This window comes from Xenorhabdus vietnamensis (assembly GCF_002127535.1).
GTDB lineage: Bacteria > Pseudomonadota > Gammaproteobacteria > Enterobacterales > Enterobacteriaceae > Xenorhabdus > Xenorhabdus vietnamensis.
The window spans coordinates 118,532-143,340 of the sequence record NZ_MUBJ01000004.1; the positions used below are offsets into that span (position 1 = coordinate 118,532).

The 24,809-nt window shown below is 40.4% G+C and carries 16 protein-coding genes and 2 tRNA genes; 13 read left to right on the forward strand and 5 right to left on the reverse strand.

Annotation, left to right across the window (positions count from 1 at the left end; genetic code table 11):
* Positions 1-572: 572 nt before the first annotated feature.
* The 10 genes from Xvie_RS05690 to Xvie_RS05735 all read left to right on the forward strand — a co-directional run bounded on the left by Xvie_RS05690 (position 573) and on the right by Xvie_RS05735 (position 12,202).
* Positions 573-1,103: a fimbrial protein gene (locus tag Xvie_RS05690; protein ID WP_086108387.1), complete on the forward strand. Its 531-nt coding sequence runs from the start codon at positions 573-575 to the stop codon at positions 1,101-1,103.
* A 103-nt stretch (positions 1,104-1,206) separates the two neighbouring features.
* Positions 1,207-1,905, forward strand: coding sequence for a fimbrial biogenesis chaperone (locus Xvie_RS05695; protein WP_086108388.1), 699 nt, complete (start codon positions 1,207-1,209; stop codon positions 1,903-1,905).
* A 56-nt stretch (positions 1,906-1,961) separates the two neighbouring features.
* Positions 1,962-4,538, forward strand: a complete 2,577-nt coding sequence (locus tag Xvie_RS05700) for a fimbria/pilus outer membrane usher protein (RefSeq protein ID WP_086108389.1) — start codon at positions 1,962-1,964, stop codon at positions 4,536-4,538.
* 12 nt (positions 4,539-4,550) lie between these two features.
* Positions 4,551-5,435: a fimbrial protein gene (locus tag Xvie_RS05705; RefSeq protein ID WP_086108390.1), complete on the forward strand. Its 885-nt coding sequence runs from the start codon at positions 4,551-4,553 to the stop codon at positions 5,433-5,435.
* A 290-nt stretch (positions 5,436-5,725) separates the two neighbouring features.
* Positions 5,726-7,399: a 2-succinyl-5-enolpyruvyl-6-hydroxy-3-cyclohexene-1-carboxylic-acid synthase gene (menD, locus tag Xvie_RS05710; protein ID WP_086108476.1), complete on the forward strand. Its 1,674-nt coding sequence runs from the start codon at positions 5,726-5,728 to the stop codon at positions 7,397-7,399.
* Positions 7,396-8,193 carry a 2-succinyl-6-hydroxy-2,4-cyclohexadiene-1-carboxylate synthase gene (gene menH, locus Xvie_RS05715; RefSeq protein WP_086108391.1) on the forward strand — a complete coding sequence of 266 codons (798 nt, stop codon included), beginning with the start codon at positions 7,396-7,398 and terminating at the stop codon, positions 8,191-8,193. The genes menD and menH overlap by 4 nt, the downstream gene beginning before the upstream one ends.
* Positions 8,193-9,050: a 1,4-dihydroxy-2-naphthoyl-CoA synthase gene (gene menB, locus Xvie_RS05720; protein WP_086108392.1), complete on the forward strand. Its 858-nt coding sequence runs from the start codon at positions 8,193-8,195 to the stop codon at positions 9,048-9,050. The genes menH and menB overlap by 1 nt, the downstream gene beginning before the upstream one ends.
* Positions 9,050-10,072, forward strand: coding sequence for an o-succinylbenzoate synthase (menC, locus tag Xvie_RS05725; RefSeq protein WP_086108393.1), 1,023 nt, complete (start codon positions 9,050-9,052; stop codon positions 10,070-10,072). Before menB ends, menC begins: the two co-directional genes overlap by 1 nt.
* On the forward strand, positions 10,063-11,532 hold the full coding sequence (gene menE / locus Xvie_RS05730) for an o-succinylbenzoate--CoA ligase (protein ID WP_086108394.1): 1,470 nt from the start codon (positions 10,063-10,065) through the stop codon (positions 11,530-11,532). The genes menC and menE overlap by 10 nt, the downstream gene beginning before the upstream one ends.
* Positions 11,533-11,659: 127 nt before the next feature.
* A complete protein-coding gene (locus tag Xvie_RS05735) occupies positions 11,660-12,202 on the forward strand; it encodes a YfaZ family outer membrane protein (protein ID WP_086108395.1) in 543 nt (180 codons plus the stop codon).
* Between the two features lie 82 nt (positions 12,203-12,284).
* Here Xvie_RS05735 and tyrP read toward each other — a convergent pair whose 3' ends face one another.
* From tyrP to Xvie_RS05750, 3 genes are all read right to left on the reverse strand, one after another.
* The gene (gene tyrP, locus Xvie_RS05740; protein WP_244175480.1) at positions 12,285-13,430 is read right to left on the reverse strand and encodes a tyrosine transporter TyrP; all 1,146 of its coding nucleotides are present in this window, start codon (positions 13,428-13,430) and stop codon (positions 12,285-12,287) included.
* 578 nt (positions 13,431-14,008) lie between these two features.
* A tRNA-Thr gene (locus tag Xvie_RS05745) sits at positions 14,009-14,084 on the reverse strand.
* A 6-nt stretch (positions 14,085-14,090) separates the two neighbouring features.
* Positions 14,091-14,178, reverse strand: a tRNA-Ser gene (locus Xvie_RS05750).
* Positions 14,179-14,389: 211 nt separating this feature from the next.
* On the opposite strand from Xvie_RS05750, the gene rcsD reads away from it, so the two are divergent.
* Together rcsD and rcsB are read left to right on the forward strand one after the other, a co-directional pair.
* Positions 14,390-17,119, forward strand: coding sequence for a phosphotransferase RcsD (gene rcsD / locus Xvie_RS05755; protein ID WP_086108397.1), 2,730 nt, complete (start codon positions 14,390-14,392; stop codon positions 17,117-17,119).
* A 1-nt stretch (position 17,120) separates the two neighbouring features.
* The gene (rcsB, locus tag Xvie_RS05760) at positions 17,121-17,771 is read left to right on the forward strand and encodes a response regulator transcription factor RcsB (RefSeq protein ID WP_086108398.1); all 651 of its coding nucleotides are present in this window, start codon (positions 17,121-17,123) and stop codon (positions 17,769-17,771) included.
* An 81-nt stretch (positions 17,772-17,852) separates the two neighbouring features.
* Here rcsB and rcsC read toward each other — a convergent pair whose 3' ends face one another.
* Positions 17,853-20,687, reverse strand: coding sequence for a two-component system sensor histidine kinase RcsC (gene rcsC / locus Xvie_RS05765; RefSeq protein WP_086108399.1), 2,835 nt, complete (start codon positions 20,685-20,687; stop codon positions 17,853-17,855).
* 189 nt (positions 20,688-20,876) lie between these two features.
* Positions 20,877-23,510, reverse strand: a complete 2,634-nt coding sequence (gene gyrA / locus Xvie_RS05770; RefSeq protein WP_086108400.1) for a DNA topoisomerase (ATP-hydrolyzing) subunit A — start codon at positions 23,508-23,510, stop codon at positions 20,877-20,879.
* Positions 23,511-23,719: 209 nt separating this feature from the next.
* Between gyrA and ubiG the strand changes: the two genes are divergently transcribed.
* Positions 23,720-24,454 carry a bifunctional 2-polyprenyl-6-hydroxyphenol methylase/3-demethylubiquinol 3-O-methyltransferase UbiG gene (gene ubiG / locus Xvie_RS05775; RefSeq protein ID WP_086108401.1) on the forward strand — a complete coding sequence of 245 codons (735 nt, stop codon included), beginning with the start codon at positions 23,720-23,722 and terminating at the stop codon, positions 24,452-24,454.
* Positions 24,455-24,809: the final 355 nt, after the last annotated feature.

Sequence of the window (24,809 nt, forward strand, 5' to 3'; positions counted from 1 at the left end):
TGATAATAATCATTAGCTTGCTAATTATATATTATTTTTAAATTAGGGAATTTTTAGAATTAAATCCATTGATTTCACCTATATATAATGTCATTTAGTAAACATTTAGGAAAATAATAGTATATAATTCTGAACATGATTTCTATTTAGATTATTATGTTGATCTATGTGAGATTGTCGCTATTATGATCTCGTCTTGTCCGGAATGTGCGAATGAACCCCATAAAAGACCACGTAGGGGAACATAAGCGCATTTTAATTTGGATAAAAGACAATGGCTGTAGGTACGCGGTTATACCTAATAGATTTCAGATTGGGGTATGGTGGAAAGAAAGCGAATTTCCAAAAGCATGAGAATTACGTGTGAGCTATACATGTGGACTAGGTATTTAAACTATGTACGTAAACTCTGTAATTGGTAATTAAGGTGAGTACAGACAGTAATACAACAGTTTGAAAGAGACAGGGTATATTGTGCGAAAGCTGTTTATCAATTAAGTAAATTTGTTTCCATATCGTCTGTAATTAGCCGATAGGATATTTTTGTATATTGACTAATGGGGTTTAATTTAATGAAATATAAGCTGCTTATTTCTTCTCTTTTTGTATCTTCTGTATTTGCTGCAACTGCAAATGCAGGAGATGGGACAGTGAGATTTGAAGGAGAAGTAATACAGAATGCTTGTAAGGTTCATGGTGATTCTGCTGATCAAACCGTTAATATGGGCGTTATTAGTGCTGATGCATTTAAGCAAGTCAATGATACGGCTGCGCCAACGGCATTTCGGATCAAATTGACTGATTGTCCTGCGGATATGAAAGAAAAAAACGTGTCTATTAAGTTTGATGGCCCGAGTGATAGCAATAACAGAGATCTTTTGTCTTTGACTAAAGTAGATAATGCTGCAACTGGTATCGCTATTGGTATTTATGAAGCTGATACTCAGGCCCGAGTTCCTGTAGCAGGAGCTTCTGGCGTTAATTCTCTTCACTTAGGTATTGATCAAGAATTGAAATTTATTGCCAAGTATGTTGCTACAAAGCCAAAAGTTGGTCCTGGTTCTGCTAATGCAGTAACGAATTTTACTGTAGTTTATAATTAATAATTTGATATTCTAGACATTGTATACCCAAAAATAAACCTGGCAAGGATGCTTGGGTTATTCAATTGAATATATACAATTATGATTTGGTGGGGAAACAACCATGTCGTGTTATCGTTTATTGTTTATTATTTTTTTATATTTATTTAGCTGTAATATTTCCATTGCGGGAGTTATTATTGGTGGAACCAGAGTTATTTATTTAAGCGATAGAAAAGAAGTTTCTGTCTCTATTAGGAATCCAGAAAAGAAGAGTGACTACCTCATTCAAAGCTGGATTCAAGATGAAAATGATAAAACCAAAACGCCTTTTGTTATAACACCACCTTTATTTAAGTTATCGGGAAATAATGAAAATATTTTACGTATAGTTAAGGTTGGCAATGATCTACCAATGGATAGAGAATCAGTATTTTGGGTTAACGTTAAATCTATTCCTGAGTCGTTACATACTGATCCAAATATAAATCAGTTACAAATTGTCGTGAATTCACGCTTGAAGCTATTTTATCGTCCTGTACAACTAACAGAACAAGCTGCGGTCGCTTATAAAAAATTAAAATTCAAGTACGAAAGAGGATTGTTATTGGTTGAAAATCCCACACCTTATTTTATCTCTCTTTCATCTCTTAGTGTTGATGAACAAGAGATTAAATATGCGGGAATGATTAAGCCTTTTAGCCAATCAAGTTGGCCTTTGTCATTAACGAATGCTAAAAGAGTGAGTTGGAAAGCTATCAATGATTATGGTGGCGTGACAAAAACAGAGTTTGCTGACCTTCAGTTTGGAAATCATATCTAATAGATATCAAGTTGTCGCCAGCAGGGCTAATTCATCATATTGCCAGAAAATTAAATATGTCAAAGCATGTTAAACATAATTTTGCCAAGCGATCGTATCCTGGCAGTAATTATAAATTTTTACTGTCTATATTCATTGTGGTTGGTAATTTATTTTATCATTTGACCGTATATGCGGAAAATAAATTTAACATCCACGCGTTAAAAATTGGTGGGAACTTACCTGATGATATTGATTTGTCGATTTTTCAGGATGGTATTCAGCCGCCCGGTGTTTACTGGGTGGATATTTATTTAAATTCTAAGATGGTGAGTGAACAAAATATCGAATTTATTTTGGTAGGTGGAAAACTACAGCCTAAAATTACACTTAACAAGTGGCGAAATATGGGCGTGGAAATTGACTCTTTCACTAAATTGGCAAGTTTATCTCCGGACACTGTGATTACAGATATCAGCCAATATATACCGTATGCCAATGCGGAATTTGATTTTAATCGACAGAGATTGAATATTAGTATTCCTCAGATTGCTTTGAGTCAGAAGGTGAGAAATGATGTTTCCCCTGTCTCTTGGGATCAAGGGTTAACTGCATTATTGATTAACTATAATTATAGTGGTGCAACAAGTTGGAATGAACACCATAATTCAGCACAGAGTAATTATTTGAATCTCAGATCAGGAATGAACTGGCACTCTTGGCGTTTGCGTAATAACGCAATTTATTCCGATCAAAACCAACGATGGAAAAGCCTCAATACCTATTTGCAACGTGATATTCAATCAATTCAGGGGCAACTGACAGTCGGTGATAGTTTTACTTCCAGTGAACTATTTGACGGCATTGAATTTCGCGGAATTCAGCTTGCATCTGATGAAAATATGTTGCCGGATAATCAGAAAGGTTTCGCACCGATTGTACGTGGTATTGCTCAAAGTAATGCACAAGTAACAATCAAACAAAATGGTTATGTTATTTATCAGACTTATGTTGCACCTGGCGCATTTGAAATCAGTGATCTTTATCCAACAACATCCAGTGGTGATCTGGAAGTTATCATCAAAGAGGCAGATGGTAAGGAACGCAGGTTTATTCAAGCATTTGCAATCACACCTATCATGCTACGGGAGAGGAGCCACAGATACTCAATTGCAATGGGACGTTATCGTACAACCAGTGGCAAAAAACGCGAACCCTATTTCTCCCAGGGAACATTGAGCTATGGTCTTCACAATAGGCTGACTGTCTATGGCGGCACAATTTTATCCCGTGACTACCAATCTGTTTTGTTAGGGGCTGGTACAGACTTGAGGGAACTGGGCGCGCTCTCTTTCGATGTAATTTATGCTAATACAGAATTATCCCCAATCCAAAAATCCACGGGGCAGGCTTATCGCCTGCGATATACAAAAAATTTTTCAATGACCGGAACAAATTTGGCATTGACGAATTATAGCTATTCAACAGAAGGGTTTTATGATTTTGGTGAGGCAAACCACTTTGGAGATAACCAATACTTGTTTTCTCGTTTTAATAAGAGAAATAGGCTGCAATTGCAAGTCAACCAGACATTAGGGGATTTTGGTAGCGTTTCTGTTACCGCATTGCAGCAAGATTATTGGCAACAGAAAGGTCGTGAGCGTTCACTTAATGCGGGTTATCACATTAGCCGCCAAGGGGTTAATTATAGCCTGAACTACACCTACAACCTTAATCCTGGCTCTAGTAAACATGAACAAATGTTTGCATTAGCTATCAGTGTACCTCTTGATCGTTGGCTGAAAAGAAGTTGGGCGAATTATAACGCTACCTTCAATCATCACGACAAAGTTTCACAGCAGGTCAGCCTGAATGGAACTGCGCTTGAAGATAATAATTTGTTCTACAGTGTGCAACAGAGCTATTCCAGTAGAGGGCATGCCAATAAAGGTGCAAACGTAGGTGGGAATATACATGGGGAATATCGGGGTTCTTATGGTCGAATCAATGGATCTTATAGTTATCAACGTCAAAACCAGCAGCATCAAAACCAGCAATTAAGTTATGGCATTAGTGGGGGAATTGTTATTCATCCGTATGGACTGACTTTATCTCAGGAATTAGGGGAAAGTGCGGTCTTGGTTCGTGCTGAGAATGCAAAAGGCGTCAAAGTTGCCAACAATACTTCAGTTGCCACGGATTGGAACGGTTATGCGATTTTGCCATATGCCAGCAGTTATCGTAAAAATCGGGTGGCGCTGGAGCCTCATTCATTTTCTGATGATGTCGAAATTGATGTGAATACCCAATCTGTCGTTCCGACGAAAGGTGCACTCGTTCTGGCTAATTTTAAGACAAGAGTGGGAAATAGGATTCTTATGTACCTGACTTATCGTGGCAAGCCAGTGCCTTTTGGGGCAAAAGTGGCATTAGAGGATGTGAATAAAAACGCAGGCCAGGCAAATAGAGTTGATGAACTGCATCGTGCCCTCGTCAGTAGTGAAGGGCAAGTCTATCTCACTGCAATGCCGGATAGCGGTAGATTGCGGATCAAATGGGGAGCATCAGGCACCAAAGATTGTGCGGTTAATTATGTATTACCGAAAAAAAGACCTCAATCTGGCGTATCTATCTTAGATATGAATTGTGAATAGGATCAGGTGCATATGTTTATTGTCCATAAGAAATATCGATTATTACTGGCGGTCAGCAATGTGTTGATTGGGTTGTTCGCCAGTATTTGTGCCTGTGCAGAGTCCTGTCACTTTGAGTCGAAATATATTGCACAAAATTTTTCCATCAATTCAGGGAGTTTTCCGGTAAGTCGGGAGATGAATATTGGTGGGATCATTGATTCTTATCCCGTCAAATCCGTGGGATTGAATAAAACCCATTGCGATGCTTCGACAAAAATAGAGTGGAAGTTTTCGGGATATCCCCTTATTACGGCAAACGGTAGCCAAGACCTTTATGATTCTGGGGTATCGGGTATCGGAATACGGGTTAATACCCAAGAGCATGAAGCTAAAATTGAGTTTGTGAAAACAGAGAATCAGACAGGCTCAGGCATGATAAAGTCTGGTACGCTTACTGCGTATATGGAAGGAACTGCCATATATTCTTATCATCTCAGTAACATAAGTTTTATTACTCCTAGCTGTTTTCTGCAAAAAAGAGACATCCTTGTTCCAATGGGAAAAATAGAAAGCGCTGAATTTTCTGGGATTAATAGCACTGCGGGGGAACGGGAATTTACTGTTGAATTGAGCTGTAATACCAGTACTCCTCTTGAATTAGTGTTTGGGACAAGTACGTTAAGTGGTTTTGGTGATGTCTTGGATCTTGATCAAGACAAGAATTCAGCGAGTGGAGTAGGTCTTCAGGTTTTGTACCAGAATCAGCCGATCCCATTTAATTCATCAATAAAACTGGGTAACACCACAGATGGAACTCATTCTGTTTCTTTAAAGGCTCGTTATATACAAACAGGAAATCGGATTACGGCGGGTAAAGCTAATGCAACCACAACATTGGACATTATTTACCCTTAATTTCTTGTCTTAATCGTTTCTGCCGCATGACCAGCCATAACCCTTTTTTATGGCTGGTTTTCATCTTCTCCATTCTATAAATTCACTTTTTGATGTAGACCCCTGCCCCAGTTTTGTTATCAATTGGCCTTACATTTTTTTGTTTATAGCGAAAATATCGCCAATTAAACGGCAATTCCTTGAACTAAGATAAGGAAATCGTTTTTACAGCCGTTAAGATAAAGGATGCTTTATATAATATCTTTTATTCTTTGGTGGCATCATTTTTAAAAGAAGTTTTTGAGCATTATATGTCAAACAGCGCATTTAACCGCCGTTGGGCGGAACTTTTATTGGAAGCATTGACCCGCCATGGATTACGTCATGTCTGTATTGCTCCCGGCTCCCGTTCGACACCATTGACACTGGCTGCTGCAAAAAACCATAAGTTGATCTGCCATACCCATTTTGATGAGCGTGGATTAGGGCATTTGGCATTGGGGTTGGCAAAAGCGGGCAAAGAGCCAGTTGCGGTTATTGTGACGTCTGGAACAGCGGTTGCCAATTTGTATCCGTCCTTGATTGAAGCAGGGCTGACGGGAGAACGGTTGGTGTTTCTCACTGCTGACAGACCACCTGAATTAATCAATTGTGGTGCGAATCAAGCCATTCGCCAGATAAACATTTTTGCTTCCCATCCCTCACAAACTTTAGCATTGCCGCGTCCGACCACAGATATTCCTGCCAGTTGGTTGGTCTCTTCCATAGATAATGAAATGTCAAACCTAAAACAAGGTGCTTTGCATATTAATTGCCCGTTTGCTGAACCTTTGTATGGTAATGAGGTAGCTGCGCATCAATATTGGTTACAAACATTGGGAGAATGGTGGCAAGGGGATGAACCGTGGTTAGCTCAGCCAGAAATGCATACTACGATTAAAGCTGCGGATTGGGATATCTGGCAGAAAAAACAGGGAATTATACTGGCAGGGAGAATGAGCGCTGAAGAAGGAAAATATGTCGCTCAATGGGCAAAAGATATGGGTTGGCCGCTAATTGGTGATGTGTTGTCTCAAACGGGGCAGCCTTTGCCACATGCCGATTTGTGGCTGAATCATCCCCGCACTCAAGAGATTTTGTCACAAGGACAACTGGTGATTCAGCTTGGTGCCAGTCTGACAGGAAAACGACTGCTGGAATGGCAGGCCAAATGCCAGCCTGAGCAGTATTGGATTGTCGATCCAATTGCTGGCAGGCTTGATCCAGCTAATCATCGAGGGCGCAAATTTACTTGCAGTGTGGCTGATTGGCTACGGGAGCATCCTGCATATTCCCGTGTGCCCTGGGCAGATGAATTAAATTCATGGTCAAGAAGCGCGTTTAAAGTTGTTGAAACAAAGTTGGCAGGAGAATTCAGCGAAGCGGCAGTTGCGCATCAGCTACATCAGTTACTACCAGAAGAAGGGCAATTGTTCGTTGGTAATAGTCTGATTGTGCGCTTGATTGATGCTTTGGGACAGCTTCCCGTGGGCTATCCGGTTTACAGCAACCGGGGGGCCAGCGGTATTGATGGATTGATCTCAACCGCTGCTGGTGTACAACGGGCAACAAATAAACCAACATTAGCGATTGTAGGTGATATTTCAGCTCTCTATGATCTGAATAGTTTAGCTTTATTGCGTCGTCTTTCTAACCCCATGTTATTGATCATCGTGAATAATAATGGAGGGCAGATTTTTTCTTTGTTATCAACGCCGCAGGAAGAACGCCAGCGTTTTTATTGTATGCCGCAAGATGTCAATTTTGATCATGCCGCAGCTATGTTTGGTTTGCACTATGCTGCACCACAAAGTTGGTTGGAATTAAAGCAGTGTGCCCAACAAGCATGGGAGCATAAAGAGACTACATTGATTGAGTTAAAAGTTTCAGGCAGTGAAGGGACGGCGTGTCTGCAAGAGCTACTGAAACAGGTGGCTGAGCTATGAAATTAAGCCCTGTAAAACTAAAGTGCCGGACATTTCATACACATAATCAAGGGATATGGTTAGTTTGGTTACATGGATTATTGGGAAAAGGTGAAGATTGGTTTTCCACGGTGGGTGCTTGCGATCAATATCCTTCACTGGTGATTGATTTACCGGGACACAGTAATTCTGCCGATGTTGCGTTGACAGGTGGCTTTGCTGAAATGAGTGAATTGTTGAGTGCAACTTTATCCAAGTATCAAATCACTGATTATTGTTTGATAGGTTATTCACTGGGGGGACGAATTGCCATGCACCACGCGATTCATGGTGAATACGATGGCTTGCGGGGATTGCTGGTGGAAGGAGGAAATCCCGGGCTGTTTTCCCGGCAGGAGCGTGATACGAGATTACAGCATGATCAACATTGGGCACAGCGTTTTCGTCAAGAATCAATAACATCAGTTTTGGCTGATTGGTATCAACAGCCAGTATTTGCTGATTTAACAGCAGCACAGCGTGATCAACTTATTCACCTGCGCAGCCAGAACAGGGGAGATAGCATTGCCGATATGCTGGAAAATATCTCGTTAGGACGGCAACCTTGGCTGGTTCCTGATTTGCAGCAAATAACTATCCCTTTCACCTACTTATGTGGAGAAAATGATCGTAAATTCCAAAGAATAGCACAGCAACATACGCTGCCATTAAAAACCATCCCTCGGGTTGGACATAATGCTCATTACGGCAATCCTGCGGCTTTTTCTAGTGCAGTGAACCACTTTTTATCATTTTTGGTTAAGGAAACACAGTAATGCGTTACCCAAACGAAGAAAAATTGTATGCCCCTATTGAATGGCAAGATTGCTCTGAAGGGTTTGAAGATATTCTCTATCATAAATCCACAGATGGTATTGCCAGAATTACGATTAATCGCCCACAAGTACGTAATGCGTTCCGCCCATTGACGGTCAAAGAGATGGTTCAGGCGTTGGCAGATGCCCGTTATGACGAGGCCATTGGAGTGATTATTCTGACGGGAATGGGTGAAAAGGCTTTCTGTGCTGGTGGTGACCAAAAAATCCGCGGCGATTATGGCGGTTATAAAGATGATAGTGGAGTACATCATCTGAATGTATTGGATTTTCAGCGGCAAATTCGTACTTGCCCAAAACCCGTGGTTGCCATGGTTGCAGGATATGCAATTGGCGGTGGGCACGTCTTGCATTTAATGTGTGATTTGACTATTGCAGCGGATAACGCCATTTTCGGTCAGACAGGTCCTAAAGTTGGCTCTTTTGATGGTGGTTGGGGAGCATCATACATGGCGCGGATCGTCGGGCAGAAAAAAGCGCGTGAAATTTGGTTTTTGTGTCGCCAGTACAGTGCTGAAGAAGCATTGGATATGGGACTGGTTAACACAGTTGTACCTTATGCCGAATTGGAAAGAGAAACTGTACGCTGGTGTCGTGAAATGCTGGAAAACAGCCCAATGGCGTTGCGTTGCCTGAAAGCGGCATTAAATGCAGATTGTGATGGTCAGGCTGGTTTGCAGGAGTTGGCTGGGAATGCCACCATGTTGTTCTACATGACGGAAGAAGGGCAGGAAGGACGCAATGCATTCAATGAAAAACGCCATCCTGATTTCAGTAAATTCAAGCGTAATCCATAATGCGTAAAGCGACTTTATACCAATTCAGCCTGCCAATGGAGGCAGGTATTATTCTGCGTTATCAGCGCCTGAAAACCCGTGATGGTTTTTTGGTTCACTTGCAGGAAGATGGGCGGGATGGTTGGGGTGAAATCTCCCCGTTACCGGAATTTAGCCATGAAACGCTTGAGCAAGCTAAGGCATCGGCTGTGGAATGGTTGCAGCAATGGTTACAACAACCGAGCTTACAACAATGCTTACAACCATCGTGGTGCCTGAACATGCAGCCAGAAGAAAGTTATCTTCCCTCTGTTGCATTTGGCATAAGTTGTGCCTTGGCTGAATTGCTGGGAAAACTGCCCGAAGCGGCTAATTATCGCAAGGCACCATTATGTACGGGCGATCCCGATGATGTGATTCTGCGTTTGGGAAATATGGCTGGTCAGAAGATTGCAAAAGTGAAAGTTGGGCTGTATGAGGCTGTACGAGATGGCATGGTAGTGAATGTTATGCTTGAAGCAGTGCCTGATCTCCAGCTGCGATTAGATGCCAATCGCGGTTGGACACGCACAAAAGCAGAGGGTTTCGCCAAATACGTCAATCCAGATTATCGGCAGAGAATTGCTTTCATCGAAGAACCTTGCAAAACCCGGGAAGAATCTCTGGCATTTGCGCGAGAGACTGGGATCGCCATTGCATGGGATGAAAGTGTACGTGAAGCTGATTTTACGGTAGAAGCACAAGAGGGAGTTTCTGCCATCGTCATTAAGCCAACATTGGTTGGTAGTATTGATCGTTGCCGGCAGTTAATTACCGAAGCACATCGATTAGGGTTGGAAGCAGTGATTAGCTCCAGTATTGAAAGTAGCTTTGGATTGACACAATTAGCCCGCCTCGCTCAATGGCTTACACCTGATTCACTCCCGGGCTTGGATACTCTGGATCTTATACAGTCACAACTCATCCGTTGTTGGCCAAATAGTGACATTCCGTGCGTCACGCTTGATAGGCTGGCAATGGTATGGAGTTGTGAATGTCAGTAACAGAGTGGGCAGCAGCAGAATGGTCAGCAACTGAATGGAATCAGTGGCCATGGCAGCATTGGGCTATTGTTTCGCCTAAAAAACAGGCTGTTCAATTATATGGTGAGCAATTAAATTGGTATCAATTGACACAAAGAATCAACGCCATTGCCAGCCATTTCCATCAACAGGGAGTTGTGGAGGATAGTGGGGTGATCCTCAGAGGCAAGAACAGTGCGGAACTTCTGCTATGTTATCTTGCTGTCTTACAGTGTGGTGCAAGAGCGTTACCCCTCAATCCTCAATTGCCTGACCGACTGTTGGCTGATTTATTGCCTAATCTCAATATGGATCATGGGATAGATTTTATGGATTCACCTTTGTCTGTTATTCAAGTTAAAAAACTTGACTGGCAACAAAAATTTCCAGCAAAACATCAACAGTGGATGAAAGATGCACGAAAGGTAAAAGAGGAACAATGGGTATTGTGGGAAAGTCTACGCCCCGCCAGCATGATCCTGACTTCTGGTTCTTCTGGATTGCCTAAGGTTGCAGTACATTCCATTGGTGCTCATCTTTCTAGTGCGCAGAGCATTCTTTCCTGCATGGATTTTCAGCCAGATGATAGTTGGTTGCTTTCATTACCGCTGTTTCATGTGTCAGGCCAGGGGATCCTTTGGCGCTGGTTGCAGGCAGGAGCAACATTGATGTTGCGGGATTTGCATCCATTGAATCTCGCTCTGTCTGGTTGTACTCATGCATCACTTGTACCGACTCAACTTTGGCGTTTATTAGAGCAATCACATGAATATCCATTGACGTTAAAAGAAGTGTTGTTGGGAGGAGCTATGATTCCAACGGAACTGACCCAACGGGCTGAAGAATTGGGTATCCGTTGTTGGTGTGGTTATGGGCTGACAGAAATGGCATCAACTGTTTGCGTAAAAAGGGCAGATAAATTGCCGGGTGTGGGAAAGCCGCTTCCTGGAAAATCCATCCGTTTAGTTGATGAAGAAATTCAGATACGAGCTGACAGTATCGCAAGCGGCTATTGGTTTAATGGGGAATTGAAGCCGTTAGTCGAGAACAAGGGATGGTTTTCTACTCGGGATAGAGGGATATTTGAACAAGGAGAGTTGCGGATCTTAGGACGCCTCGACAACCAATTTTTCAGTGGTGGGGAGGGGATCCAGCCAGAAGATATCGAGCGAATTATTAACCAGCATCCTCAAATTGAACAGAGCTTTGTGGTTCCCGTTGCTGATGCTGAGTTCGGCCATCGGCCAGTAGCTGTGATTGAAACTCAATATCCTGAGCTGACAGAAACAATTATTGATTGGATTTCAGATAAAATTGCCGTTTTCCAGCGACCTGTTGCTTGTTATCTATTGCCTTCAAAACTGAAAAGTGACGGAATAAAAGTCTCTCGTCAACTTGTTAATCAGTGGATATCGGAGGTAAATGGTAAAGTTTTTGGATAATTCCATTTACTTATGTTTATAAATCTGTACATTTAATTGCCTTTGTCATCTATATCGTCATGCTGATTTAAGTACAATGTCTCAGTCTGAGTTCATATGGGCATTTACTAAATAAAAGGACAATTTTATGAAAGGTTTTATTACTATTGGGACCGTCAGTTTGCTCTTCATAACTGGCGCAGCAAATGCGTTTTCCGTAGATGTACAAACAGGAAAACATAATACCAGTACATTTGTCGGTATTGGTGACAAAAATGCGGGCTTGTCTATGACTGGCAATTGGACTCGAAGTGATCATAATGGTCAGCTCGGTAGCATAGGTTTAGGCTTCGGTCTGCCAGTTTGGCGATTGGCAGTAAACGTTGGCGCGAAAGGGCTTTATTTGTCTCCTAAAGATGGGAAAGATGGGGCAGCATTGGCTGTGGGGGCTGGACTCAGTTGGGCAGTGTTGCCGTGCCTGTCTCTGTACGGGGAGGCTTATGGTTCACCATCAGGTCTAACATCAGGAATGGATTCTTATACTGAGGCCTCTGGAGGGGTACGATATACTCTGTTTAAACCAGTACATATAGATGGTGGCTATCGCGTCATTGATATAAAAGGAAACAACGGCAATCGCAGTAATAAAATTTCCGATGGTTTTTATGCTGGTATTGGTGTGAGTTTCTAATGGCTGGAATATTTCAATATTATTCATTATCTACTACCCGCATTAGAATTAATGCGGGTAGTAGATAGTTTAAGCAGGAAAATCATCCTATTTGTGGCAACATACCTGTAACGATACCAATTTGGATAGCGATAACTGCAAGCCCACACAGGAAAATAAAGACTAACGCGGGCTTCCCTCCTTTGACACGGTAACCTTCCTGATTTTCTTCACGGCTACGCCAAACTAACAGACAAGGCAATAACAGCGCGAGAATAGAAAGGGCAACTGCCGCAAATGTCAGTGCCATAACAAAATTAGGGTAATACAGCGCACAAAGCAATGGTGGAGCAAAAGTTATTAACCCTGTTTGTAAACGCCCTTTGGCATTATTACGACGTTTCAAAAGATCAGCAAGGTAATCAAACAGCCCTAAAGCAACACCAAGGAATGAGGTGGCTAATGCAAGATCAGCAAACAGGTGAACGGCAAGCTCTACTTTTGGAGAGGCGACAACTTCTCTGACTGCTTGCAATAGCCCATTCAGGCCAGATTGTTGTGCGAGAATGCCAACAAATGTATTTGAAGAGATAGCCCCGAGGGTGACCAATTGCCAAAGAATGTAGGCAAACAGTGGAATGGCACTACCGATGACAAAGATTTTCCTTAGTTTATTGGTATCTCCTCCCATATAGGCAACAATGCTTGGCACACTGCCGTGGAATCCGAATGAAGTAAAAATCACTGGGATGGCGGAGAGCACTAATCCTTGTTCAATAGGCATGGAGATCAAGTTGATTCTATCAACATGAAGCATCATTACACCGAGTACGATCACCAGAAAAATGATTTTAGCGGTGAATAACAGGCGATTAATTAAATCGACGGATTGGGTTCCAATGCAGACGACCCCTCCAGCAATAATGGTAAAAATGCTGATTCCAGCAGAGACAGAAATTGGCTTATCTAACCAAGAAGAGAGTGTGGTCGCTAGTAATTCTCCGGCACCACTAATATAAGCAGTTGTCAGAGCATACATTAGGAACAGCATACTGAAGCCAGTTAACACCTGCCCACCTAATCCAAGATAGCGTTTCGCAATGGTTCCTAATCCAGAATCAAATTTATTATGTTGATAAACTTCCACGAGTAGGAGGGCGGTATAACTCATCAAAGCCCACAGGGCGATTAACATGGCAAAGGTAGTTCCAAATCCCACACCTGCCGTTGCCAATGGCATTGCCAACATCCCAGCTCCAATCGTCGTTCCTGCGACGATAAAAATACTGCCAATAGTGCGATTTTTCACGCGATCCTCGTTTTTTTAATGTGCTAAAAAATTGTTATAAGGAAGCAGGTTAAATGATTGATTTATATCTGTCAAATCTATGGTACACAAGGTGTAAATAAATAATTACAATTATAGGGTGGAGATAAAAATGTCTTCATGGCTCAGTTTGTTTGATTAAAAATAGTATAACTACACCTAATAAATTCCTATTTTGTGATAGGAAGGTGAGCACACAAATGACATTGTATGTTAGATAACAAGTTGCTGAGCTAAGTGATTAAGAGAAAGTAACTAAGAAAGCAGAAGTATGTTAAGTTAAAAAGTAATCAGAATCTTCTTTGTTGAGTAACATAATTTATTGGTATGTTAAATAATCATTAGATGTACTATTCAAATAGGTAAGTATATCCAGTAAGACCAATAAACTAGCAGTGGGGAAGGATTGGAGGGAATATAGGACGTTTTATTTTTATACTACAACAAAATAAAAACCCGCTATTTTACCGATTGATTACGGAAAATAGCGGGTTTCTGTATGGTGCCGGCTACCGGAGTCGAACTGGTGACCTACTGATTACAAGTCAGTTGCTCTACCAACTGAGCTAAGCCGGCTAAATTTGGCGGAAGGATAGAGATTCGAACTCTAGGATGGTTTCCCATCGGCGGTTTTCAAGACCGCTGCCTTCGACCGCTCGGCCATCCTTCCATGGCGCGAGATTATGCCTATATCGTTTTAATGTGTCTAGCCCCTAAAGAAAAAAAATTGTGTTTTTTTTACTGTTTGCTCAAACTTCGATCTGCGATGGTCTTTTCATTCGCTAACCTGCTAGTATTAAGCTCAATATATAGGCTTATTTATCGACGGATTGATCCGTATTGACCAACATATATTCATACTAAAGGTAATTATCCAAAGAATGTATAAACAGCCACCTATCAAACCATCCGCTATTCCTCGTTTTTACGTGTTATTCGTTACTTTGCTTTTTACGTCTCTATTTTTATTCGGGTATAACTATTTTGATATTTGGTTAATGGAGAAAAAATATGCTATCAGTAGCGTAGTAACTAAAATGAGATTGCAGATTAAAGAGTATCGTTACCATGCAAATCATATCTTCAAACAGTCAAATGTTATGTCAGTCTCCTCTCCGGAGCAAATACCATTGCTTAAGTTGAACTTCAATACTTATTGGCTACAAAATAGCAATCAGTCCGTCGATGCAATTATTTTTGGACAATATAACGACCCGACTATTCAACTTGCCGAGAGTTTATCGAACTATCTAAAAATTCTCTGGGGAGCTCATAATGAATATATGTCTATGTATTATCTTAATGGACAGGAAAATAATCTATTATTGTTAACGACGCATCCAGTTCTAAAACCAGAAATCCAGCACAAGGAGAGTTATTTGACTCGGAATCTTGATGCTAGACGCATTGATATGTTGGAGCAATCCATCGCATTGGACGAAAAAGAAAGCATTTCGTTCATCAATGTATTACGTGGTGAAAATATTTATTTCTATACCTACAAAGCTACATTTAATGCAGTAGGGCAAGTGGCTACTGTTATTGCTTTTGATTTGCCTATTAATAATCTCTTGCCGGTTGATATGTCACCAGCAAACTTTCGTTTGAATATGATCAACTTAGGTGAATTTAAGGATTCCGATAAAGTTGAAGTTTCATTGAACGGTTTTTGGTTAGAATTTTCTCAGCCGCTTAATGTTATGCCGTATAAATTGATTTATCAGGTTCCACTGAAGACACTGATTGTAGATTTGTTGTTCAGAAACGTTTGGCTTCTGCTTTCAATATTGCTTTTCCTCCTGTTTTCCGTGAGTGGATTAGTTTATATACGTAGGCGATATATTGCACCGAATGCTTCCATGAATCTAGAATTACAAATTAAAGATTCTCTAAGCCGTGATATTATCTCCAATATTTCCATTGGAGTTATGGTCTATGATTTTGAATCAAATCAAATAATAACCAGTAATAAAGCTGCAGAAAAGTTGATACCTCACATAGAATTGAATAAAGTTAGGGCGATGGCACAACAACATCATGGCGTAATTCAGACATCTATTGATGAGGCGATTTATGAAGTGAGAATGTATAATAATAGCTTATTGCCAGAAACTTACCTCTTTTTATTGCAAGACAAAGATCAGGAAGTAATGGCCAATAAACGATTGCAACTTGCTCATCGGGAGTATGATAAAAGTATTCAAATTAGGCATATTATGCTCTCAAATATTAATAATGAAATAAAGTATCCTATTAATAGTGTGCATGAGATTGCGACTCAATTGAAGCAGTTATCACAAGATAAAAATATACAAAATATACTGGATAAATTATTGGTTAAATCAGGATATATAATAGAATGGATTGAAAATATTTCATTGCTCAATGAGTTGGAGTCGGATGATTGGCAGCCGGAAAATGAAGTATTTTCTCTGTCATCACAATTGGAAGATGTTCTGAAAACCTTTTTGCCAGCATTAAACGCTAAAGGACTGAGGGTCTATTATCATTTCAATATTTCTCGTGAATCTTTATTCATTGGAGATGCTGTAGAACTAAATAAAATCATTACATTATTATTTAATTATGCAATAACGACGACCAGTTATGGTAAAATATCATTGATTGTTAATAGCTCTGGTAAATATGACAACCATATTCAAATTGAGCTGATGGATAGTGGCTCTGGTTTAAGTGAAAGAGATTTGATCGGCTTGAATCACCCTTTTCTGAATAAATCAGTAGAGGATAAGTATTCTACCAGTTCTGGTATGACCTTTTATTTATGTAATCAGTTATGCAAAAGAATGGGAGGGAGCCTTGATATTAAAAGTAAGCTGGGGTTGGGAACACATTATGTTATCAATCTACCGTTATCTCAGCACGATGATGAAAATGGCGAAACACCTAAGCTTTTGGAAGGGATCACAGCTTTAATTGATATCAATAATCCTGAAATCAGCAAAATTATCCATACCTACCTTAATAGTTATGGCGCGGAGTACGTTAACAAAAGAAAAGAGAATATTACGGAAAAATACGATATTATTCTCACAGATAAACAATACAAAGAGGAAAAACCAACTATATTATTAGTAGGTAGTTTAGTAGGATTTAAGCAGCTGGAACCTGGATTGGTTCAGTGCAATTACAATTTTATTGATGCTGTTATCAATGCAATATCGTTTCTAATCGAAGAAAATGTCAGTTTAGATGAAGAATTCAGAGAAATGCCTGAACTCTCTGAACCAACATGTGATCTTGTTAAGGATATTGATGCATTTGAGAGCCTTGATAGTAGTATTTGCAATATTCTCGAAAATTATCAAACTCAGTTGATTGACAGTAACTATAGGAAATTATTTATAGAGACAGTACCTCCAGATATTACTAAACTGTATTCTGATATGGAACGACACGATTTGATATTACTTTCGCAAACGACACACCGTCTTAAGGGTGCGTTTGCTATGTTAGATTTAAAGCTTCTTAGGTCATCATGTGAGGCGTTGGAAAAACACATAGCAGACAGTAATGAAGTAGAAATTAAAAATAGCATCAGCCTCATTGATTCCTTTGTCACAAAGCTGTTGCAGCAAGGTAACCAATAATATGAAGAACCTTAATGTCATTATCGCCGATGATCATCCTATCGTTTTGTTTGGTATCCGAAAGTCACTTGAACAAATTGAGTGGATTAATGTGATCGGTGAATTTGAAAATTCAACTACACTCATTAATAGTTTGCCACATATAGAAGCAGATATTCTTATAACAGATTTGTCAATGCCCGGGGATAAATATGGTGATGGCATCACTCTGATAAAATATATTAAACGCCATTATCCTGGATTGGCAATCATTGTTCTTACAATGAACAATAACCCTGCTATTTTAAGTGCTATACTTGAACTTGATATTGAGGGAGTAGTATTAAAGCAAGGAGCACCAACAGATTTGCCTAAAGCCCTCTCTGCTTTGCAAAAGGGTAAGCAATTTACGCCTGAAAGTGTTTCTAAGTTACTGGAAAAGGTAAATGCTAATGGATATGGAGATAAGCGTTTATCTCCGAAAGAGAGTGAAGTTCTGCGTTTATTTGCTGAAGGCCTTCTTGTTACTGATATTGCTAAAAAACTTAATCGCAGTATTAAGACGATCAGTAGTCAGAAAAAATCAGCCATGTTAAAACTGGGCGTTGATAACGATATTGCACTGCTTAACTATTTATCTTCTGTCACTATCGAGAAAGATATTGGTAACTAACTAAAATAGTATTTTCTTAATGTAGAATCGGTAAACACTATTACTGATTCTACATTATTTAATTTATCAATACTTACAGGTTTAAATATCACTGTATTTGATTAATGTTTCTTTTAATATAGACAATGATACAGGTTTTGATAGGCAGTCATCCATTCCCATATTAACACAACGTTGTTTTTCTTCTGCCAATGCGTTGGCAGTAATACCGATAATTGATTTGGTATAACCTCTGCTCCTCAAATATTGAGCAAGTTCATATCCATCCATATTTGGCATATTGACATCCGTTAGAATAATATCTATTGGATTGTTTTTAAGGTATTCAATGGCATCAATGCCATCATTAACCATTGATGCCCTAAACCCTATTGAATTTAATTGATCGACCAGCAAATGTCGATTAATAGGATGGTCATCAACTACCAATACTTTAACTGTATTCAGGCAACTATCAGCTTGTGTGATTTTAGTTAAAATGGGGGATGCTAACACAGGAGCAGTTGGCAAAAAAGTATGTTCTATCAAGATATTGTCCAGCATACTATCCAAATCATTCAGTTCATAAGTGTTATACAGCCAATAATTTTCTCGAATTTGTTCTGGTGGGCCAATATGTTTTTCTGATATTTCTATAAAGTGGTATACAGAAATATTTGGTTTATCAGTTTGATCGATAATTAATATTTCTGTGCCATCTATTGCGCCTTCATCATAGAAGGCCACTTGAAAATGATTCTGTGAGAGAAAGTTTTGCAAATATTTTTCCAGAAAATTATTGTGAATGTACAATAAAATTCTTCTTTTTGACCGTTGGTCGGATAATTGTTTAGCATGATATTTAACACCATATAAAGGAATACGAATGGAAAAAATACTACCAACATATTTTTGTGAGACGAACTCAATATCACCATCCATCAAGTTGATCAGTTTTTCACAAATAGCGAGACCTAATCCAGTACCGTGAGAAGGATGTTCCTTATTGGCGCTAATTTGGAAAAATGGCTCAAATAATTGAAGTTGTAATTTATCTTCGATTCCAATGCCTGTATCTTTGATGCTGATATATAAGTACCCATGCGTCATTGTAACTTCAATGACGACACAGCCAGATGCTGTGAACTTGATCGCATTGTTAAGCAGGTTAGAGATGATTTGCTGTAGTCTTACTGGGTCACTGAAAATGCTATCGGGAACTTCTGGTTCAATATAACAATATAAACCCAATCCTTTTTTTGCCGTGAGGGGAAGATAATTTGAAATCACATGAGAGATTATTTCTCTGCAACTAAAATCTTTCGGTTCAATTTTTAATTGATTAGATTCTATTTTAGAGAAGTCTAGAATATCACTGATGATTTTTAGCAACAATGATGATGAATTATTCATTGTTGCCAACAATCGTGCAGATTCTGGCAATAATGAATGAGATTGCATGAGTTCCAGATTGCCAATTATGCCATATAGAGGTGTTCTTAGCTCATGGCTAACGGTTGCAAGAAACATAGATTTTGCCTGATTGGCTTGTTCTGCTGCTGAAGCCATTTCCTGCAAAGATTTCTCCATTCTTACACGAGTACTGACATCTATCAGTACACAAATTGCGACTTCTTCATTACGATAGCGTGAGTGTACAAAACTAATTTGTAGGTGATTATTGTTACTAGTGACTACATCAATATAGCTGCTGGTTTTATCACAAATAATGTCAACAATCCGTTTTTGATCTGTATGCGTCAGCATCTGGGTATAGTTATGTGCTAGCTCATTACTCAGGATATTAGCACCATCACTGACTCTCAAGATGCTGATCCCCACAGGGGCGGAAGCGACAATTTTATGGTTAAATTGCTCATGCTCTTCGAGGCGGATTGCATTGTCTAGAGCTGGCACAAACATTTTTCGCTCAAATAGCCAAACAAAAAAGATAATTGCGATCGCAGAAATAATATTCAATATAATATTGTGAATTACACTGACTTTCAGTTCATCATAAATAGTTTTTAGTGGTAATGAATAAACAACATATAATGATGAGGGTGATAAACGTCGTACTGATAGCAAAGTGGTAAAATTTTCATCGTAACCAAAATAAGGTGACTTTATATTTGTAAATATGGCCTTGTTATTACTTTTTGTAGGAATTTGTAATATAGGTTGATTTGATTCGCTCAGTAGCGTGATTTGGATAGGCCGCTCTCTTCTATATTGAAAGTTTTCTAGCATGATAGTTGTTTCGAGGCCTATGACGCCGATCATTTTTCCATTAACATAAACTGGTGTAATAACATAAATGGTACCATTATCTATTCTTGTATTGGGTAAGATCCAAAAGATAGTTTGTTCTTTTCCTAGTTCTTTCATATTAACTAGCTTGCGGGAGTTTTCATAGATTATCTTTTTTAGCTTATCCAGTTCTGTCATTTTATTGTTAGAGTATAGATTCGCCATGCACATACTTGAGGTTTCAACGAAAAAAACCTGACTTATTCCACGCATACCAGCGAAAATATCTTTCCAAAATAAAAATTGTGTACTCACTGGGATTAAATAATTATTTGTGCTGCCATGCAAAAGTTGACAATTGGAATTCGCATTTAGGGGAATGTATGAGGTAGTAGGGTTATAATGTGATGGAGTAACCATTATCTCTTTTGCATTCTTTTTTGATAAAAAGTTTTCCACCAAAGATTGAATATCACGCACATTACTGGTGATATGTCGCATATAAGCAAACGTTGTGTCGTAGTTACTATTATAATCTTGACGAATGTCTGATTTAACCGCATTAAAAATATTCGATAAATAAAAACTGCTTAATAAGGCGCCGAGTGCCCATAACATAAACCCAAGTACCCGGAAAAGGTAGCGGGATATCTTTAATGACGTTCGGAAAGAGGATAAATATCTCAAGAGATCGCCTGATGAAAAACATGATTAATAATAACTGTTCACAGCATATACTAGTGTAGCAGGGAATACAAAGTAGCATTTAGTTATTGCTAATTCTTCGCTATGACATCATTCAAAAAGCAGGCACTAATGCCTGCTTTGTTTTTGAAAGCTATACAGCTGAATCACAATAAGGTAAGTGAATTACACTTAATTTACTGAATCATCATGTTCTTCATCAGAAGAAATTGCTGTAGTGCCATCTTCATCTTCTTCATCAGGCTCAGCTACACGTTGTAGGCCAACAACTTTTTCGTCTTCTGCGGTACGGATCAGTGTGACACCTTGCGTGTTACGACCAACAACGCTGACTTCAGACACACGAGTTCTCACTAATGTGCCTGCATCAGTGATCATCATGATTTGATCAGTTGTCTCTACTTGAATTGCACCAATCACGTTGCCATTGCGTTCGCTGACTTTAATGGAGATAACGCCTTGAGTCGCTCGGGATTTTGTCGGATATTCGCTTTCAGCTGTACGTTTACCATAACCATTTTCGGTAACGGTCAGAATTTCTCCTTCTCCACGAGGAATGATCAGAGAAACAACTTTATCACCTTCACTGAGTTTGATGCCGCGAACCCCAGTTGCGGTACGCCCCATTGCACGTACACCTTTTACACGGACAGTACCATCTTCCAGCGTTTCTTCCTCTTCTTCGAGGAAACGAACAACTTTACCCTTTGCAGAGAACAGCATGACTTCATTGCTGCCATCAGTCAGGTCAACACCGATTAGCTCGTCTCCCTCATTCAGGTTCACTGCGATGATACCGGCACTGCGTGGACGACTGAATTCGCTGAGTTTGGTTTTCTTAACAATACCACTTGCTGTTGCCATGAAGATATTCAACCCATCTTCATATTCACGCACTGGTAGAATTGCTGTAATACGTTCGTTCTGATCCAATGGCAGAAGGTTAACAATTGGACGACCGCGGGCACCACGACTCGCTTCCGGCAATTGGTATACTTTCATCCAGTACATCTTGCCTTTATTTGAGAAGCAGAGGATGGTGTCATGGGTATTGGCTACCAGTAAACGCTCAATGAAATCTTCTTCTTTGGTACGTGCAGCTGATTTACCCTTGCCACCACGACGCTGTGCTTCGTAATCGGACAGTGGTTGGTATTTGACATATCCCTGATGGGATAGTGTAACCACAACATCTTCCTGATTAATCAGGTCTTCAATGTTGATATCCGCTGAATTCTCCGTCAGCTCAGTCCGGCGGGCATCGTTATACTGGTCTTTGATAACCAACAGCTCTTCACGAATGACTTCCATCAAGCGTTCTGGGCTTTCCAAAATGAACAGAAGTTCAGCGATTGCTTTCAGCAGTTCACGATATTCATCGAGCAGTTTTTCATGCTCAAGTCCGGTCAGTTTTTGTAGACGCAGATCTAAAATAGCCTGTGCTTGTTGTTCGGTCAGGTAATATTTACCGTCATGGATACCGTACTGTGGTTCCAGCCATTCAGGACGGGCAGCATCGTCACCTGCTTGTTCCAGCATAGACGCAACATTGCCCAATTGCCATGCTTGAGAAATCAAGCTGGTTTTCGCTTCAGCAGGAGTGGATGCGCGACGGATCAATTCGATAACAGGATCGATGTTTACCAGAGCAACAGCCAATGCTTCAAGGATATGAGCACGTTCGCGAGCTTTACGCAGTTCAAAAATCGTCCTACGTGTAACTACTTCACGGCGATGGCAAACAAACGCAGAAAGAATATCTTTCAGGTTGAGCAGCTTAGGCTGTCCTTGATGCAGGGCAACCATGTTGATACCAAAGGAAACCTGTAATTGAGTCAGGGAATACAGATTATTCAGGACAACTTCACCAACCGCATCACGTTTTACTTCGATAACGATGCGCATTCCATCTTTATCGGATTCGTCACGCAGTGCACTGATCCCCTCAATACGCTTCTCTTTGACCAGTTCAGCCATTTTTTCGATCAGCCGGGCTTTATTGACCTGATAAGGGATTTCATTGACGATAATGGTTTCGCGCCCATTTTTCTCGTCAGTTTCAACTTCTGCGCGGGCGCGGATGTAGATTTTACCGCGACCTGTACGGTAGGCTTCCTGAATGCCACGACGCCCGTTGATAATGGCAGCCGTAGGGAAATCCGGGCCTGGGATATATTCCATCAGGCCTTCAATACTGATGTTTTCATCATCAATATAAGCCAGGCAACCGTCGATCACCTCAGATAAGTTATGAGGCGGAATATTGGTTGCCATACCAACCGCAATCCCTGATGAACCATTCACCAGCAAGTTAGGAATGCGGGTTGGCATTACTTCGGGGATTTGTTCTGTGCCATCATAGTTGGGCACAAAGTCGACAGTTTCTTTTTCCAAGTCTGCCAGCAATTCATGGGCAATTTTTGCCATGCGTACTTCAGTGTAACGCATCGCTGCCGCAGAATCGCCATCGACTGACCCAAAGTTCCCCTGACCGTCAACCAGCATATAGCGCATGGAGAATGGTTGTGCCAGACGAACAATCGTGTCATAAACAGCGCTGTCACCATGTGGGTGGTATTTACCGATAACATCCCCAACAACGCGGGCAGATTTTTTATAGGGTTTATTCCAATCATTTCCCAATACATTCATCGCGAAAAGTACGCGGCGGTGTACCGGCTTCAGTCCGTCCCGAACATCTGGCAGTGCGCGTCCAACAATAACGGACATCGCATAATCCAGATACGAGCTTTTCAGCTCTTCTTCGATATTGACCGGTGTGATTTCTCTGGCAATGTCGCTCATGGAGCCACTGTCCCTCATACTCCGAATTCAAAGGCTTAGAATTATACCACAAATTGACAGTTTTATAAAAACCTGATGCGGGTATTTCGAGATTAAGGCATGTATAATAGTTTTCTATCACACATCCCCATAATACTGTTACATTTTCTGTGAATCAGTCTTCTGTGCACCAGTTTTCTGTGAAGCAGTTCCTAGGAGCGATATTGCTGATGAACGTCAAAACTCCCGATTCACACATTCAGCCCCATGCCAATGTGGATCAGCAGGAAATCGAAAAATTTGAAGCCGTTGCTTCCCGTTGGTGGGATCTTGAAGGCGAATTCAAGCCGCTGCACCGTATCAATCCACTGCGCTTGAGCTACATTTTGCAACACGCTGACGGCCTTTTTGGTAAAAAAGTGCTGGATGTTGGATGTGGTGGAGGCATCCTGTCAGAAAGCATGGCACGCGAAGGCGCGGAAGTGACAGGGCTGGATATGGGTTTTGAACCCCTGCAAGTTGCCCGTTTACATGCATTGGAATCCGGCGTTTCCGTTTCTTATGTTCAGGAAACGGTAGAAAGCCATGCTGAGCAGCACCAGAATGCTTATGATGTTGTGACCTGCCTGGAAATGCTCGAACATGTACCAGACCCCGGATCCGTGGTTAGTGCCTGTGCCAAATTGGTAAAACCCGGCGGCCATGTATTCTTTTCAACAATTAACCGGAATCGAAAAGCTTGGTTGATGGCTGTTGTTGGCGCTGAATATATATTAAACATGGTGCCAAAAGGTACACATGATGCGAAAAAATTCATTCGACCTTCTGAACTGATTAGCTGGATTGATAAGACTAATCTGAAAGAGCAACATATCATTGGTTTACATTACAACCCGTTAACAGACAAATTCCGTCTTGGACACAATGTAGACGTGAATTATATGCTGCACACTCAATCTGTTTGATAAAAACAGTTAAGGGATTAATAAAACGGCAAATAGATATTATTTTTAAGATTTTATTTTCCCTGTTCCGCCGATAGCCTTATGAAAGTAACACCAAGTAACTACGCAGGTTATCGGCTTTTTGCCAAAATTAATCCTCAAGGTTATCCACAAAACTTCCCAGTTTTGTGCACTTGATAAAACCCGAAATTAACATTATCTTGTTATTACCGTTTTAATCACCCCCTATATGTTGTGTTTCTTGTCACCTTGTAGTAGCAACTTGTAGTCGCAATACAGTAGCAACAGCAGTAGCGAAACAGCAGTGAATTGTAGCTAATCCCCGACTGGTCTCAGCCATTTTGGGTGCATCGTG